The organism is Arthrobacter sp. 210 2 (assembly GCF_059093025.1).
Genome location: NZ_JBNHIE010000008.1, coordinates 135228 through 151258, shown reverse-complemented (window position 1 = coordinate 151258; position 16031 = coordinate 135228). Strand labels below are relative to the sequence as shown.

Annotated in this window: 14 protein-coding genes; 6 read left to right on the top strand and 8 right to left on the bottom strand. The window is 66.5% G+C overall.

Going from position 1 to position 16031, the window contains the following annotated elements; translation table 11 throughout:
- Positions 1-81 precede the first annotated feature (81 nt).
- Positions 82-960 (bottom strand): type I methionyl aminopeptidase, encoded by an 879-nt coding sequence (gene map / locus AC5RWA_RS15700; protein ID WP_079597150.1) that lies wholly within the window; start codon positions 958-960, stop codon positions 82-84.
- Positions 961-1081: 121 nt separating this feature from the next.
- Here map and AC5RWA_RS15695 point away from each other — a divergent pair, with 121 nt between their 5' ends.
- Positions 1082-1249 (top strand): SPOR domain-containing protein, encoded by a 168-nt coding sequence (locus AC5RWA_RS15695; protein WP_115524644.1) that lies wholly within the window; start codon positions 1082-1084, stop codon positions 1247-1249.
- Between the two features lie 71 nt (positions 1250-1320).
- On the opposite strand, the gene panB is transcribed toward AC5RWA_RS15695, so the two are convergent.
- Entirely contained in the window at positions 1321-2214 is an 894-nt protein-coding gene (gene panB / locus AC5RWA_RS15690; RefSeq protein WP_494058248.1) for a 3-methyl-2-oxobutanoate hydroxymethyltransferase, read from the bottom strand.
- Between the two features lie 278 nt (positions 2215-2492).
- On the opposite strand from panB, the gene glnA (AC5RWA_RS15685) reads away from it, so the two are divergent.
- The 3 genes from glnA (AC5RWA_RS15685) to AC5RWA_RS15675 are packed head-to-tail and all read left to right on the top strand — an operon-like array spanning position 2493 to position 7434.
- Positions 2493-3833, top strand: a complete 1341-nt coding sequence (gene glnA / locus AC5RWA_RS15685) for a type I glutamate--ammonia ligase (protein ID WP_079597235.1) — start codon at positions 2493-2495, stop codon at positions 3831-3833.
- A gap of 9 nt (positions 3834-3842) precedes the next feature.
- On the top strand, positions 3843-6854 hold the full coding sequence (locus AC5RWA_RS15680; RefSeq protein WP_494058247.1) for a bifunctional [glutamine synthetase] adenylyltransferase/[glutamine synthetase]-adenylyl-L-tyrosine phosphorylase: 3012 nt from the start codon (positions 3843-3845) through the stop codon (positions 6852-6854).
- Between the two features lie 49 nt (positions 6855-6903).
- Positions 6904-7434, top strand: a complete 531-nt coding sequence (locus tag AC5RWA_RS15675; RefSeq protein WP_494058246.1) for a GNAT family N-acetyltransferase — start codon at positions 6904-6906, stop codon at positions 7432-7434.
- Positions 7435-8102: 668 nt separating this feature from the next.
- On the opposite strand, the gene glnA (AC5RWA_RS15670) is transcribed toward AC5RWA_RS15675, so the two are convergent.
- Positions 8103-9527, bottom strand: a complete 1425-nt coding sequence (glnA, locus tag AC5RWA_RS15670) for a type I glutamate--ammonia ligase (RefSeq protein ID WP_079597146.1) — start codon at positions 9525-9527, stop codon at positions 8103-8105.
- Positions 9528-9800: 273 nt separating this feature from the next.
- On the opposite strand from glnA (AC5RWA_RS15670), the gene AC5RWA_RS15665 reads away from it, so the two are divergent.
- A complete protein-coding gene (locus tag AC5RWA_RS15665) occupies positions 9801-10238 on the top strand; it encodes an RDD family protein (RefSeq protein WP_079597145.1) in 438 nt (145 codons plus the stop codon).
- Between the two features lie 29 nt (positions 10239-10267).
- Here AC5RWA_RS15665 and AC5RWA_RS15660 read toward each other — a convergent pair whose 3' ends face one another.
- The 4 genes from AC5RWA_RS15660 to lipB form a co-directional block, all read right to left on the bottom strand.
- Positions 10268-10627: a DUF3817 domain-containing protein gene (locus AC5RWA_RS15660; protein WP_494058245.1), complete on the bottom strand. Its 360-nt coding sequence runs from the start codon at positions 10625-10627 to the stop codon at positions 10268-10270.
- A 102-nt stretch (positions 10628-10729) separates the two neighbouring features.
- Positions 10730-11482 carry a DUF4191 domain-containing protein gene (locus AC5RWA_RS15655; RefSeq protein WP_079597143.1) on the bottom strand — a complete coding sequence of 251 codons (753 nt, stop codon included), beginning with the start codon at positions 11480-11482 and terminating at the stop codon, positions 10730-10732.
- A gap of 98 nt (positions 11483-11580) precedes the next feature.
- The gene (gene lipA / locus AC5RWA_RS15650) at positions 11581-12600 is read right to left on the bottom strand and encodes a lipoyl synthase (RefSeq protein WP_275726283.1); all 1020 of its coding nucleotides are present in this window, start codon (positions 12598-12600) and stop codon (positions 11581-11583) included.
- A complete protein-coding gene (lipB, locus tag AC5RWA_RS15645) occupies positions 12597-13265 on the bottom strand; it encodes a lipoyl(octanoyl) transferase LipB (RefSeq protein ID WP_494058244.1) in 669 nt (222 codons plus the stop codon). Before lipB ends, lipA begins: the two co-directional genes overlap by 4 nt.
- Before the next feature lie 138 nt (positions 13266-13403).
- Between lipB and AC5RWA_RS15640 the strand changes: the two genes are divergently transcribed.
- Complete coding sequence (locus AC5RWA_RS15640) at positions 13404-15044, top strand: serine/threonine-protein kinase (protein WP_494058243.1); 1641 nt, start codon at positions 13404-13406, stop codon at positions 15042-15044.
- A 26-nt stretch (positions 15045-15070) separates the two neighbouring features.
- Here AC5RWA_RS15640 and AC5RWA_RS15635 read toward each other — a convergent pair whose 3' ends face one another.
- Positions 15071-15982 (bottom strand): TIGR01777 family oxidoreductase, encoded by a 912-nt coding sequence (locus AC5RWA_RS15635; protein ID WP_494058242.1) that lies wholly within the window; start codon positions 15980-15982, stop codon positions 15071-15073.
- Between the last annotated feature and the right edge of the window lie 49 nt (positions 15983-16031).

Here is a 16031-nt window from a genome sequence, read left to right as displayed (position 1 = left end):
GGGGCGGGCAGGGAAGGGCGGCCGGCGGCCGGCCCGGATGGGTGTCCGGTCAGGAACCGGAAAGCTGGTTAGTGCATCAGGCTAGGGCAGGGTGAGGATCTCGGCGCCGGATTCGGTCACGAGCAGCGTGTGCTCGAACTGCGCGGTGCGCCGGCGGTCCTTGGTGACCACGGTCCAGTCGTCCGCCCACATGTCCCATTCCACGGTGCCCAGGGTGAGCATTGGCTCAATGGTGAACACCATGCCCGCCTCGATGACCGTGTTGTAGGCCGGGGCGGCGTCGTAGTGGGGGATGATCAGGCCTGTGTGGAAGGCTTCGCCCACGCCGTGTCCGGTGAAGTCGCGGACCACGCCGTAGCCGAACCGCTTGGCGTAGGACTGGATGGCGCGGCCGATGACGTTGATCTCCCGGCCAGGGGCCACAGCTTTGATGGCGCGGTTCAGCGACTCCTGCGTCCGTTCCACCAGCAGGCGGGATTCCTCGTCCACATCGCCCACCAGGAAGGTGTAGTTGGTGTCGCCGTGGACGCCGTTGATGAAGGCAGTGATGTCGATGTTGATGATGTCGCCGTCCTGCACCACCGTGCTGTCCGGGATGCCGTGGCAGATGACCTCGTTCAGGGAGGAGCACAGTGATTTCGGGAAGCCCCGGTAGCCGAGGGTGGACGGGTACGCCTTGTGGTCAAGCAGGAATTCGTGGCCCACCTTGTCCAGCTGGTCCGTGGTGACGCCCGGCTGGATGTGCTTGCCCACCTCCACGATGGCCTGGGCCGCGATCTTTCCCGCGATCCTGATCTTCTCGATGGTCTCGGCGGACTTGACCTCGGACCCCGTGAACTTGGCGGGGGCGGGCTTGCCGACGTACTCCGGGCGTGGGATGGAGGCCGGGACGGGACGCTGCGGGCCGATAGTACCGGGGGTGAGGGTGCCGATGGGTGCAGTCGAGGCAAGGGAAGGCATAGATTGATCATATAAGGCACCACAGAACGCCTAACAACCGGAAGCCGCGGAGGACCTGCGTAGGGCTTTAAGTTACGCGCGTCACGCTGCGGCTTCCCTGCCTGCCGGAACGGGAGCAACGATGACTGAGTACTGGTACAACATCAAAACCCACGAGGTGGAAGAGGACCGGCTCTCGGACTGGAGCCAGCTGATCGGCCCCTACAAAACCAGGGAAGAAGCCGAACACGCCCTCGAGAAGGTCCGGGCCCGCAATGAGGCCTGGGAGAAAAACGACGACGACGACTGAGGCACGCGTCCCGCCCCGCCTCGGGTGCGGGCCGGGAAGGAGTCCGGCCGGTGGCGGGCCGGGCGTGCGGGCTAAAAAGAGTGCTCGGGTCCGGGGAACTGACCTGACCGGACGTCGTCGCCGTACGCCGTTGCAGCGTCCAGCAGGGTGCTGCGAAGGTCTGCGTACTGTTTGACGAACTTGGCCATCCGCCCGCCGCGGAGGCCGGCCATGTCCTGCCAGACAAGCACCTGGCCGGTGGTTTCCTTGCCGGCGCCGATGCCCACCGTAGGAACGCTGACGGCCGCGTCCACCGCGGCCGCCGTGTCTGCCGGCACCATTTCCATCAGCACACAGAACGCTCCGGCGTCGGCCAGGGCCACGGCGTCGTCAATCAGGCGCTGGGCGTCATCGCCGCGCCCCTGCACCCGATAACCGCCCAGGGCGTGCTCGCTTTGCGGGGTGAAGCCGATGTGGGCCATGACCGGGATACCGGCCTGCACCATGGCGCGGACTGTGGGTGCGTAGTACGCGCCGCCTTCGATCTTGACGGCGTGGGCCAGGCCTTCCTTGAGGAAGCGGACACCGGCGGAGACGGCCTGCTCCGCGGAGACCTCGTAGCTGCCGAAGGGCAGGTCGGCCACCACCAGGGCCCGTTTGGCGGATCTGGCGACGGCGCGGCACAGGGGGAGCAGTTCGTCCACGGTGACCGGCAGGCTGGTCTCGTTGCCGAACACGTTGTTGGAGGCGGAATCTCCCACCAGGAGCACCTCGATGCCGGCGGCGTCGAAAATCTCGGCCGTGTACTGCTCGTAGGCCGTCAGCATCGCGAACTTCGTGCCGTCCTTCTTGGCCTGCTGCAGGTGGTGGATGCGCACCTTGCCCGGCTTCGGTCCTGAAGCGGGTGCGGCCTGCCCGGGCCCGCTGCCGTAGGGGGCGGGAACGTCGGCGGACACGCTTGAGTCAGAACTGTTGCTGGAGGCCATGGCATGAGCGTAATGCGGTACCCGCCGTCCTAGCTACCGCCGAAAGCCTGACGTGCGGGTGATAAGCGTCATACAGAGGCCTCCGACGGCCGCCGCGGGAGGCCGGGATCACCTGACGCGCGGCCCTCAAAGCGCGTCTGGGGTGTTAACGCTGTGTTACGCACGGCCCAGGCTCCAGCATCGGCGTCGAATGCTTAGTACAGTGTTTGTGAACTGCTGCCGGCATCCCCCATCCTGCGGACCCCGGAGCATGCACGTTGACCGGAGAAGAGGCCATCATGGACCGCCAGCAAGAGTTTGTCCTGCGCACAATCGAAGAGCGCGACGTACGTTTCGTGCGCCTGTGGTTCACCGACGTCGTGGGTTCGCTCAAGTCTGTGGCCCTGGCGCCCGCCGAGGTTGAAGGCGCCTTCGAGGAAGGGCTCGGTTTCGACGGATCTGCCATCGAGGGCCTGGCCCGTGTCTTCGAGTCGGACATGCTGGCGCAGCCGGATCCGTCCACCTTCCAGATCCTGCCGTGGCGCGGCGAGACGGAGCAGACGTCGCGCATGTTCTGCGACATCCTGACGCCCGACGGCGAGCCCTCCGCCGCGGACCCGCGCAACGTCCTCAAGCGGACGCTCGCCAAGGCCGCCGACATGGGCTTCACCTGCTACACCCACCCGGAAATCGAGTTCTACCTGCTCAAGTCGCAGGACCTTGGTCCCGATGGCGCACCGGTACCGGTGGACGAGGGCGGCTACTTCGACCACGTCCCGGGCGGCGTTGCCCAGGACTTCCGCCGCACCGCTGTGACCATGCTGGAGTCCGTGGGCATTTCCGTGGAGTTCAGCCACCATGAGGGCGGACCCGGCCAGAACGAGATCGACCTGCGCTACGCCGACGCCCTGCAGACCGCGGACAACATCATGACCTTCCGGACCGTCATCAAGGAAGTGGCGCTGCAGCAGGGCACCTACGCCACCTTTATGCCGAAGCCGTTCACCGCGCACCCGGGTTCCGGCATGCACACCCACTTCTCCCTGTTCGAGGGCGACACCAACGCCTTCTACGAGGCCGGCGCAGAGTTCCAGCTGTCCAAGACCGCCCGCCAGTTCATTGCTGGCATCCTCAAGCACGCGCCCGAATTCACGGCCGTCACCAACCAGTTCGTGAACTCCTACAAGCGGCTCTGGGGCGGCGGCGAGGCGCCGAGCTACCTGAGCTGGGGCCACAACAACCGCTCCGCGCTGGTCCGTGTTCCGCTGTACAAGCCGGGGAAGGGCCAGTCCGCCCGGATCGAGTACCGTGGCATCGACTCGGCTGCCAACCCGTACCTCGCCTACGCGGTGCTGCTCGGCGCCGGGCTCAAGGGTATCGAGGAAGGCTACGACCTGCCCGCTGCTGCCGAGGACGACGTCTGGTCGCTGAGCTCGGCTGAGCGCCGCGCCATGGGCCACGACCCGCTTCCGGCCAGCCTGCACGATGCAATCCGTTCCATGGAGGATTCGGAGCTGATGCCGCAGATCCTGGGCGAGCAGGTCTTCGAGCACTTCCTGCGCAACAAGCGCGCAGAGTGGCAGGACTACCGGCTGCAGGTGACGCCCTACGAGCTGCAGCGCAACCTCGGCATTCTCTAGGCGGCGGGCGTGAGCGTGGCACGCCGCCTTATTGCGGCCGGTTTCAGCGACCTGGAGAAGGGCGAGCGGTTCCTCGCTGCCCGGGAACTGGAGGGGCTGGACCAGGACACGCTGTTCACCGGACTGCAGATGGCCGCCAGCCCGGACACCGCCCTGCAGTCCCTGGTCCGGCTGATCGAAAAACATCCTGACCTGCGGACGCTGGCGGCCGCGGACCCGGAAACGAGCGAACCGCTGTACCGGGTGCTGGGTGCGTCCGAAGCGCTGGGCGAGTTCCTCATCCGGCACCCCGAGCACCTTGACGCCTTCAAGGTCCGTGCCAGCCCGGAGCCCCTGCCCGCGGATCCTGCTGGGCTGCGCGCAACCCTTCTGCAGGCAGTAGGCGCCGATCCGCGCGCCGCCCGTCCCGTGGCAGCAGCCACCGGCGCGGAGGCCTACGCCGCGCTGCGCACGGCCTACCGCAGGGGAGTAGTGGACCTCGCGGTCAAAGACCTGTGTGCCGCCGATCCGCTCGACTTCCTGCCCGCGGTGGGCGGGGAACTCGCAGACCTCGCCGGCGCAGCCATCGAGGCCGCCCTCGCGGTCTCGCGGGCCGAAGCGGCGGACCAGTACAGCGCCGCCGAAGTGGCCGACGTCGGGCTGGCCGTCATTGGCATGGGCAAATGCGGGGCGCGCGAGCTGAACTACATTTCCGACGTCGACGTCATCTACGTCGTGGACGGCGGGAGCCTTGACGATGCGCAGGCCAACACCATTGGCACGGCGCTGGCGAGCGGGATTTCCCGCGCCATTTCCTCCGTGGCACGCGAACCCGGCCTGTGGGAGGTGGACGCGAATTTGCGGCCCGAGGGCAAGTCCGGACCCCTGGTGAGGACCCTTGCCTCGCATGAGACGTACTATGCGCGGTGGGCCGAAAGCTGGGAATTCCAGGCCCTGCTCAAAGCCCGCACCATCGCCGGTGACGCTGACCTTGGGCGGCGCTACGAGGATGCCGTGGCGCCGCTGATCTGGAGTTCGGCAAGCCGGGACGGCTTCGTGGAGTCCGTCCAGGCGATGCGGCGCCGGGTGACCGAACACATCCCGCCGGCGGAGGAGCAGCGGCAGATCAAGCTGGGGCGCGGCGGGCTGCGCGATGTTGAGTTCACTGTCCAGCTGCTGCAGCTGGTCCATGGCAGGGCGGATGAGACGTTGCGGCGGCGGGACACCACTTCCGCGATCGCTGCCCTGTCCGCGGGCGGCTACATCGGCCGCTCGGACGCCGCCGCATTCGACAACGCCTACCGCTACCTGCGGCTGTTGGAGCACCGGATCCAGCTGTTCCAGCTGCGCAGGACGCACCTTATGCCCGTCGCGGAACCCGCACTGCGCTCGTTGGCCAAGGCGGTTTTGGGCCCCTTCTCGAACGAGCGGCCCCACCCTGACGCACTGATGGCCGCCTGGCAGAAGACCAAGCGGTCCGTCCGCGAACTGCATGAGCGGATCTTCTACCGGCCGCTGCTGAACACGGCCGCCAAGCTCAGCAGCGAGGACGCCAGGCTGTCGCCGGAAGCCGCCCAGGGCCGGCTCGCGGCCCTCGGCTACCGCGACCCCCAGGGCGCCATGCGGCATATCGAAGCACTGACGGCGGGAGTCAGCCGGCGCGCCGCGCTGCAGCGGCAACTGCTGCCCATCCTCCTGGACTGGCTGGCCGAAGGAGTGGACCCCGACGCCGGGCTGCTCGCCTTCCGCCGGGTCAGCGAGGCGCTGGGCACCACCCACTGGTACCTGGGGATGCTCCGGGACTCCAACGCGGCCGCGGAGCGGTTGTGCCACATGCTCTCGAATTCCCGGCTCATAGCGGACCTGCTGGAGGTGTCGCCCGAATCGGTAGCCTGGCTGGGCCAGGACAAGGACCTGGTGCCGGTTTCGTTTGAGGCGCAGTGGCAGGAGATCACCTCCAAAATGTCCAGGCACGCCGATCCGGAAAGTGCCATGCGCCTCATCCGGCTGATCCGTCGGCGTGAAACCCTGCGGATTGCGGTCGCGGACTCTGCCGGGCTGCTGGACCAGGACCAGGTGGGTGCCGCCCTTGCCGACACCGACAGGGCAGCAGTCCTGGGCGCCCTCCGGGTGGCGGAAGGCATCGTCTCCGCCAACGGGCCGCTGAAGACCGCCGTTTTGGTGGTGGCGATGGGACGGCAGGGCGGCCGCGAGATCGGCTACGGCTCCGACGCCGATGTGATGTACGTGCACCGGGCGCTGCCCGGCTACTCCGAGGAAGAGGCGCAGGAACAGGCGTCCCGGATTGTCGCCAAGATCTCCAGCCTGCTGACCCAGCCGCTGAAACCGGCCATCATGGCCGAACGGGTCCTGCAAATGGACGCGGACCTGCGCCCGGAGGGAAAGAGCGGGGCCATGGTTCGGTCCCTGGACTCCTTCGCCGAGTACTACCGCCGCTGGTCGCTCATTTGGGAGGCCCAGGCGCTGCTGCGTGCACGCCCCATGGCAGGGGACGACGGACTGGCCCGGGATTTCCTGCAGCTCATCGACCCCATCCGGTACCCGGAATCGGTGTCGGAACAGGACGTCCGCGAAATCCGCAGGATCAAGGCCCGGGTGGAATCCGAACGGCTGCCCCGGGGTGCCGATCCCGCACGGCACCTTAAGCTGGGCCGCGGCGGCCTGAGCGACGTCGAGTGGCTGGTCCAGCTGCTCCAGCTCCAGCACGCCGGCAAACAGCCGGAACTGCGGACCACCTCCACCGTGCCGGCCCTGGAAGCCGCTGCCTGTGCGGGCCTGCTCACGCAGGACGATGCTGACCTCCTGGCCCAGGCATGGCGGCTGGCCAGCAGGATCAGGTCCGCGAACGTCATCTGGAACGGCAAGGCCTCGGACCTCCTGCCGTCGTCCCGCCGCGACCTGGAAGCGGTGGCCAGGTGGTGCGGCTACGAACCAGGCAATGCCGCCGCTTTGGAAGAGGACTACCTGCGTGTCAGCCGGCGCGCCCGTGCGGTCTTCGAACGGGTTTTCTACGGGCAGTGACGGTGCCGGAAGGGCCGGGGCTGTTCCGTGTCGTCGGAGGGGTGTTACGTTGAGCAGCGTCTGGCTGATTTCGCTGAGGGACCTGGACGCTGACGCCTGTGCCATCCAGCTCGGTGCGGCCGCGAAACTGCAGCTCAGTCAAGGCCAGGAAAGGTTCGTGGGCGACCCCCTGCGTATGGCCCTGGCAGGACTGGCGGAGGATTCGCGGCGGCCTTATGTCATTGAATCCGACGGCCGTGCCGTCGGTGTGCTGACCCTGCAGAGCGGTGCAGCGCGCCTGGCCGGCTGGCCGGATGACCACAGCGCCTGGCTGCTGAGGGGGTTCCTGATCGACCGGCGGCACCAGGGCAGGGGCCTTGGGCACAAAGCCGCCGCCGCTGCCGTGGCCACTGCCGAAAAGCTGACGGCCCGGCACCGGACCGGGGAAACCGGCGTCGTACTGTCCGTCAACGAAGCGAACCCGGCGGGCCTGGCCGCCTACCGCCGCGCCGGATTCGTGGACCACGGCCAATACAACGGAGGCGCGGCAGGGCCGCAAAGGATCATGTTCCGGGGCTTTGCGGATACCACGATGAGGTAACGGCAGCGGCGCGGCATTGCACTCGGCAGGTGTTTGGTCGAGTATGTGGGTGGCGGTGTTCTTCAACCTTGTTGGGGGGAAGGCTCGAACAGTCTTCGTCTCGGGGGGCATTCGTCAGGAGGTCCGGCTCCCGGTCTCAGCACGTCTGGAGCCGGGCCTCCACCTTCTGTGCACCCGGTGCCGGCAGCGTGGCCGCCCGGGCAGCTTCGTCACTGAACCTTGATTATGTAGCTACGGGCACAGCGTCATGCCCTGCGAGCCTCTGTTAAGCAGGGGCGACCGGGGGAACAGTAGGTATGCGAAAGGCCCCGCGGCATTGGGGGTAGCCGCGGAGCCTCTCTTTGGCGTCCGCCCAAATGGGGGAAATGGGAAGTCGCCTCGACAAAGCTACTGGCAAGTAGAAGATTCATCAACATGCATTTTCGCAGGGTTGGCCTGCATTCATGCAGATGTGGATGCGTCCGCCGAAGATACGTTTCGTTATGGCAGTTAGCCGGGTCTCACGTGTTGTTGGGGGAGCAGCGCAGTTCGCGGAGTGAGCAGCTGGCCTTGCCATGTCCGGGCAACAAAAAGGCCGGTCCCAGGGGTTAACCTGGGGCCGGCCTTTTCTGTCTGCAAATTCTTGCGGACGGTGTGCGGACTATGCCCGCTCCAGCCGCATGATCTGACTAGACGCCGTAGTAGAGCTCGAACTCGTAGGGGTTCGGGCGCAGGGACAGCGGGCGGATCTCGTTCTCGTACTTGTACTCGATCCAGGTGTCGATGAGGTCCTGGGTGAACACGCCACCGGCCTGCAGGAACTCGTTGTCCTCGCGGAGGGCCTCAAGGGCTTCCTCGAGCGTGCCCGGAGCCTTGGGGATGTCCTTGGCTTCCTCGGCGGGGAGCTCGTAGAGGTCCTTGTCGATCGGAGCCGGCGGTTCGATGCGGTTGCGGATGCCGTCGATGCCGGCCATCAGCTGGGCAGCGAATGCCAGGTACGGGTTGGAGGAGGGGTCCGGAGCGCGGAACTCGATGCGCTTGGCCTTCGGGTTGGTACCCGTGATCGGGATACGGATACCGGCGGAGCGGTTGCCCTGCGAGTACACCATGTTGACCGGGGCCTCGAAGCCCTTGACCAGGCGGCGGTAGGAGTTCACAGTGGGGTTCGTGAACGCCAGCACGGCCGAAGCGTGCTTCAGCAGGCCGCCGATGTACCAGCGGGCGGTGTCGGACAGGCCGGCGTAGCCCTTCTCGTCGTAGAACAGCGGCTGGCCGCCGTTCCACAGCGACTGGTGGCAGTGCATGCCCGAGCCGTTGTCACCGAAGACGGGCTTCGGCATGAAGGTTACGGACTTGCCCCAGGCGTCTGCGGTGTTCTTGATGACGTACTTGAACTTCTGCAGGTCATCGGCAGCGTGGGTCAGGGTGGTGAACTTGTAGTTGATCTCAGCCTGGCCGGCGGAGCCGACTTCGTGGTGGCTGCGCTCGACCTCAAGGCCGGCTTCATCCAGCGCCACGCACATGGCGTCGCGCAGGTCGGCCTGCTTGTCCGTGGGGGAGACCGGGAAGTAACCGCCCTTGACGGGGGTCTTGTAGCCGAGGTTTCCGCCCTCTTCCTCGCGGCCGGTGTTCCAGTGGGCTTCCTCGGAGTCGATCTTGTAGAAGCTGCCCTGCGGGGAGGACTGGTACTGGACATTGTCGAACACGAAGAACTCGGCCTCGGGAGCGAAGAACGCGGTGTCGGCGATGCCGGTGGAGGCCAGGTAGGCCTCGGCCTTCTCAGCCACGCCGCGAGGGTCGCGGTGGTACGGGTCACCGGTGCGGGGGTTGACGATGGAGAAGTTCAGCGCGAGGGTCTTCTCCATGCGGAAGGTGTCCAGGAACGCGGTGGTGACGTCCGGGATCAGCTGCATGTCGGATTCGGCGATGCCCTGGAAGCCGCGGATGGAGGAGCCGTCGAAGAGCTGGCCGTTGATGAAGAAGTCGGCGTCAACACTCTTGGCGGGAACGTTAAAGTGCTGCTGGACGCCCGGAAGATCGGTGAAGCGGATATCGACGAATTTAATATCTTCGTCCTTGATGAACTTGAGGACTTCGTCCGCAGTCTTGAACATCTATGCTCCTAACGCATATGTAAATATCTGGCGTGCAAGCCATCTGATCCAGCGCAATCCGAAAGCAGGGAGAACTCAAGGTTTTCCCTGCTTTAGGTATTGCTTGAAACTGCTAACAGCCTATGGACGCGGCATTTCCCGTCCGTGTCCACATTGTTTCGGGCAGGTTACAGAATGCCCTGATAACGCAACGCTATCCGCAGTCCACACTGTGGTCTAACTCCATCCACCATCCGGGCGTGGCGGTGAAGGTGAGGCCGGTAAACTTGGACGGTGGTAGATCGCAAAGACATTGGCTCCTGGCTCAGCGGACCGGATACGTCCGGTATCTCGAAGTATCCCGGTGAGCGGCTGGGCCTGCCGGAATCCGGTCCCGGCTCCATCGCGCGGGCGGGACGGCGGATTGCGGCGATCATGATCGACTGGGGCATCGCGCTGCTGATCAGCAACTTTGCGTTCGGTGGAAATTCCTGGGCAACCCTGGCCGTGTTCGCCGTCGAACAGACCCTCCTGGTGGGGACCCTCGGCTACAGCATCGGCCACCGGGCCATGGGCATTTCGGTGGTGAGGCCAGGCGGCGGGGTTCCCGGGCCGCTGGCTGCGCTGGTGAGGGCGGTGCTGCTCTGCCTCGTGGTCCCCGCCGTGATTTTCGATCCTGACCAGCGCGGACTCCATGACAAGGCGATGAACACGCTGCTCATCCGCCGGTAGCGCGTTCCGCAGCGACGCCGGAAAGCCTGCTAGACGCGGCTCGACTCCCTGGCGGAGACGGCGTCGGTCTCGGAGGCCGGGCCGGGGTTGAGGTGTCCGCGCTTGCCCGCCCAGCGTTCGAACAGGATGGTGGCGAAGGGGAAGACGGCTGATACCCCGGCGAACAGGGCCACCAGGAATGGCCAGCGCTGCAGGCGCCACAGAGCCAGCGCCGCGACGCCGTAGCCCACGAACAGGGCACCGTGGATGGGGCCGGCCACCTGGACACCGATTTCAGTGGTGCCGGCAATCCACTTGAAGTACATGCCGATGAGCAGGGCAGCCCAGCTGAACGCTTCGGCGACCGCGAGGATCCGGAAAGCGCGGATTACTACGTTCTTGAGGGGCATGGGGAAGTCCTGTCCTGGGAGATGTTTAACGTGACGGAGGTCTGGGGGCAAGAAAAACGCCCCGGCGTCCGGCGGGAGGCCGGTACCGGGGCGCTGTCAGGTCTAGCGTCCGCGGTTGGGACGGGCCTTGTAGGGATCGATGCCCTTGGGGATGGGAAGCTTGTTCCCCAGCGATGCGATCCGCTTTGAGACGGCGTTGACCTCAAGCTTGGTCAGTTCCTTCTTCAGCTTGCCCATCTTCTTGGCAACCTGGCTGAGCGGCACCTGGCCTTCACCGCGGCCGCTCTCGATGACGTGGACCGTAACGTTGGGCAGGATCCGGGCGAGGCGCTTGCGCTCCGCATCCAGCAGCGGCTTCACCCGGTGGGTGGGGCCTTCACTGACGAGCACGACGCCGGGACGGCCGATGGCACGGAACACGGCGTCCTGCGTGCGGGGGTTAACGGCCACCGGCTGTTCCTCGGTGATCCAGCCGCGGCGAAGGGTCCCGAGGGCGGCGCCGGAGGCGCCCGGCTGGTTTTCGATCTGCGCGAAGGCGGCACGTTCAGCACGGCGCGAGAGGATCAGCGTGGCGCCCAGCAGGCCGAGCGGAATGCCGATGATCAGGCCGGTAATCCAGTTTTCCAGCCAGAAGCCCACCAGGAAGCTCACAGCCACAACGCCAAGAAAGACCAGCAGCATCAGCCACGGCACCATGGGGTCATGCCGGCGGGTCATGTTGAAGACTTCGCCGATCTGCTTGAGCCGGCTGGGCTTCTTAACCTTGGCTTCTTTCGGCTTGCGCGAGAAGAGGCCGCGCTTCACCGCGCTGGAGCCCGCCGGAGTGGAGTTGCTGGAGTCAGGGGATTTCGCCATAGTGCCTCAATTCTACGTGACTTAAGCCCAAAGGCCGGACGCCGGAATCTTCCGGTGCCGGCCCTTGGGGACGCTATGTGCAGTGGCGGGAGCCTGGGTCAGGAATGCGCTGCCAGGAGTGAGCTGGCTTCCTGGCGTGTGGTGCCGGAGTCCTGGATGCCGTCGGCGATGTGGGCGAGGGCGGCGGGGATGTCGCGTCCTTTTTTGCGCATCGCGGTAGCCCAGAGCCGGCCGGCGCGGTAGGAGGAGCGGACCAGCGGCCCGGACATGACGCCGAGGAAGCCGATCTCGTCCGCTTCCTGCTGCAGGTCCACGAATTCCTGGGGCTTGACCCAGCGGTCCACGGGCAGGTGGCGTTCGGAGGGGCGCAGGTACTGGGTGATGGTGATCAGGTCGCAGCCGGCGGCGTGCAGGTCGCGGAGGGCTTCGGAGATTTCCTCGCGGGTTTCGCCCATGCCCAGGATCAGGTTGGATTTGGTGACCATTCCCAGGTTCCGGCCCTGGGTGATGACGTCCAGGGACCGGTCGTACCGGAACGCGGGGCGGATCCGCTTGAAGATGCGGGGAACGGTTTCGACGTTGTGCGCGAACACTTCGGGTTTCGAGTCGCAGATCGCGGCGATGTGCTCGGGTTTGCCCGAGAAGTCCGGGATGAGCAGTTCGACGCCGGTGCCGGGGTTCAGTTCGTGGATTTTGCGGACGGTCTCGGCGTAGAGCCAGACGCCTTCGTCTTCGAGGTCATCGCGGGCCACGCCGGTGACGGTGGCGTAGCGCAGCTGCATGGCCTGGACGGAGCGGGCCACCTTGGTGGGTTCGAACCGGTCCACGGGGGAGGGTTTGCCGGTGTCGATCTGGCAGAAGTCGCAGCGGCGGGTGCATTCGGAGCCGCCGATCAGGAAGGTGGCTTCCTTGTCTTCCCAGCATTCGAAGATGTTGGGGCAGCCGGCTTCTTCGCAGACGGTGTGCAGGCCTTCCTTTTTCACCAGGTTCTTCAGCCCGACGAACTCCGGGCCCATCTGGACCTTGGCCTTGATCCAGTCCGGCTTGCGCTCCACCGGGGTGGCCGCATTGCGCTGCTCGATCCGCAGCATCTTCCGGCCTTCAGGTGCCAGTGTCACAGTAGAGCTCCTTCGGGGCTTAAAACGAGTGCTTCTTGGTGCTTGCGGAATTCTTCCACAATGCGGTCAACGATGTGGGCCGGGCGGACGTCCCGCCCGGTCTCCTGCGACATGGTGGTTACACCGGCGTCGGTGATGCCGCAGGCGATGATCTGCGAATACGGTGCGAGGTCATTGCTGCAGTTGATGGCGATGCCATGCATGGTGACCCCGTTGAGGACGCGGATTCCAATGGCGGCGATCTTGCGGTCCGGGCCCTTGGCGTCTGCCTTGACCCACACCCCGGCGCGCCCCTTGATCCGTTCGGCCTTGATGCCGTACTCGTCCATGACGGCGATCATGATGGCTTCCAGCCGCTCCACGTAGTCACGGATTCCGGCGCGGTTCTTCAACTTGAGGATGGGGTAGGCGATCAACTGCCCCGGGCCATGCCAGGTGAGCTTCCCGCCACGGTCCACAGCCACCACGGGCGTTCCGTCGAAGGGCCGCTCGTGGTCTTCGGTGAGCTTGCCTGCCGTATAGACGGCGGCATGTTCCAGCAACAGGACGGTGCTGGGCGTTTCGCCGGCGACAACTTTGTCATGGAGTTCGCGCTGGATGTCCCAGGCTTGCTGGTAATCGACGAAGTCGGGGGCAAGACCCAGCTGTGAAAACTCAAGAGTCATGGCATCCAGCTTAGACCCCGGAACCCGGCGATCCCGGTTTAGTGTCTAACCTCACCATCGCCCCCGGATGTGCCCGGCAAGGGACTGTGCCTGTGGATAACTTCTGCAGGCAACGGCGGATTGGGCTAAACATGGGGGATGGATGATGTGCAGGCTCCAAGTGTTCCTGGCTACGCAGTGGGCCGGCTGCTGGGCCAGGGCGGCAGCGCTTCGGTGTGGTTGGCTACGGAAAAGCTGACGGGCCGCGACTATGCCCTGAAGTGCTTCCGCCCGCCTTCGCGCGGGGTGCGGGCCGGGGAAGGCCTGACGGAAGATGCCGTAAAACGCGAAATCCGTATCCTCTCCGTCCTCGATCACCAGCACCTCGTCAAAGCCCACGGCGCCGTCCGGGTGGAAGGAGTCCCGGGAGCCGGCACAGCCCTGGTGATGGACTATGCCTCCGGCGGTTCGCTTGCCCAATTGGTGGGCAGCCGCGGCAGCCTCAGCGTCGGGGAAACGGTCACGGTGGTGACGCCCATAGCCCAGGCCCTGGGCTACCTGCACGCCAACGGGTTCACGCATTCAGACGTTTCGCCCGGCAACGTGCTGTTCACCGGCCAGGGCAAACCCCTGTTGTCCGACGTCGGCATTGCCCGGATGCTCGGTGATCCCGGCCGTGCAGGACGCCCCGGAACTCCCGGTTTCATGGACCCCGCGCCCGTCGATGCCGTCCGTGCAGGCCTGCAGCCCGAAGGCGACGTCTACTCCGCGGCCGCCCTGGGCTGGTACTGCCTGACCGGGGAGGCACCCGCGCGGACCGCTGACCGTCCGCCGCTGTCCCTCCTGGTCCCGGGGGTGCCCAGGGAACTGGCTGCTGCCCTGGAGTCCGGGCTGAATGAGGACCGCCGGCTTCGCCCCACGGCGTCCGCCCTGGCCACCGCCGTCTACCGCAGTGCCTCACCCCGGCCCCTGGATTTGGCGGCCGCCGTCCATCCCACGGTGATTCCGGAACTGCTGACGCGCAGGCACGTCCCGCCGTCGTCCTCGCCGAACCGGATCAAGGAGCAGTTCGAGGGCGTGCGCCGGCGGGTGGTGACATCTCCATGGACGGGAAAAGGGACAAGGTCCCACAGGCTGCCATTTCCCGATACCCGGCAGCCCGCGGCCGGCAGGGGAAAACACGCCGGCCGCTTGCGTGATGCCCCGCCGATCCGCCGGTGGATGTTGAGGGTGGCCCTGCCCGCCGTCGCCGTCCTGGCCATCGCGGGCGGTTGGTCGGTGGCTGGTGGCAGTTCCTTCTTTCCGCCCGGTGACGCTGCACCCGGAGCCACTGCGGATCCGGGTTCACCCGCGAAGAGCCAACACCCCGGCGACGCCGTCGATCCTGCCGGGGCTGCCAGGCAACAGGCAGCGGCCGCCGACCCCGCGCAGGCCCTGGTTGGCCTGGCGGCGTTGCGGGACCATGCCTTCAGCCGCGGCAACCTGGACCTGTTGGGCGAGGTTAACGCTGACGGTTCCCCCGCGGCGGCGGCAGACAGCCGGACGGCCGGAAGACTTCGAAGCTCGGGTCTTGTCCTGGCCGGGTTTGCCACTTCGCTGTCCGGTGTGGCCACGGAAAACGGGGCCACGGATGCGCATGCCGTGGTTCGTGCCACGTCCGCTACCTCCGCCTATCAGGAGCAGGATGCCCAAGGCTCGGTCCTTGCCGCAGGCGAAGCCAGCACAGGCCAGCCCCTTCGGCTGGTATTGGTCTCAGTGGACGGCGCATGGCGGATCAGCGAGATCCTGCCGGGATCCTGATGACCTGCTGAGGGAACGGGAGCCGGCTAGCCCCTGGCCCCCGCACCCTCCTTGCCGGCCACCCATTGCGCGGCCTGGGCCAGCGCCGGATGCTGCCACCGGAAGCCGGCGTCCTGCAGGACTGCCGGCTCCATGCGCTGGCTGGACAGCAGCAGCTCTTCCGCGAGGTTCCGCATCACAAGCCGCAGCGCAAAGGAGGGGACCCGCAGCACCGCAGGCCGGTGCAGGGCAGCGGCAAGTGCTGCCACGATGGCGTTGACGTCGGCGTCCTCCGGCGCGCACAGGTTGACCGGCCCGCGGACCTGCGACTCGAGCAGGAAAAGGAAGGCAGCGGACACGTCCGGCAGGGTGACCCACGGCCAGAACTGCCTGCCGTTTCCGAAGGGCCCGCCCACTCCCAGGCGCAGCAATGGAAGCATGCGGCCCAAGGCGCCGCCGGTCCGGCTGAAGACCACGCCGGTCCGTGGAATGACCACGCGGACCCCGGCCGGGGCGGTGGCCGCTGCAGCTTCCCACTCAGCGCAGATCCGTGCCAGGGTGCCCTCTCCCGGTGGCGCGGATTCGCGCAGAACGGTGTTTCCGGCATCACCGTAGTACCCCGAGCCGGATTGGCTGATGAACGTGGCCGGCGGAACATCCAGTTGGTGCATCGCCTGCGTGAGCGTCCGCGTGGCACCGACCCGGGAACTGAACAGCTCGTCCACGCGCCTGCGGGTCCAGGGCCTGTCCCCGATACCGGCGCCGGAAAGGTTCACCACCGCGTCTGCCCCGGCCAGCGCTGCCGGGTTGAGCTGGCCGGCGGCGGGGTCCCAGCGGATTTCGGACTCTGAGGCGGGTTCCCGCCTGACGAGGGTGATGACGTCATGGCCGGCGTCACGGAAGGTTGCGGACATGGAGGTGCCGAGCAGCCCTGAGGCTCCTGCGATGACGATGCGCATGCTCCATCTCACCACGGCCACGGGCTTTGGCACGTCCCGCAGGGGCGGC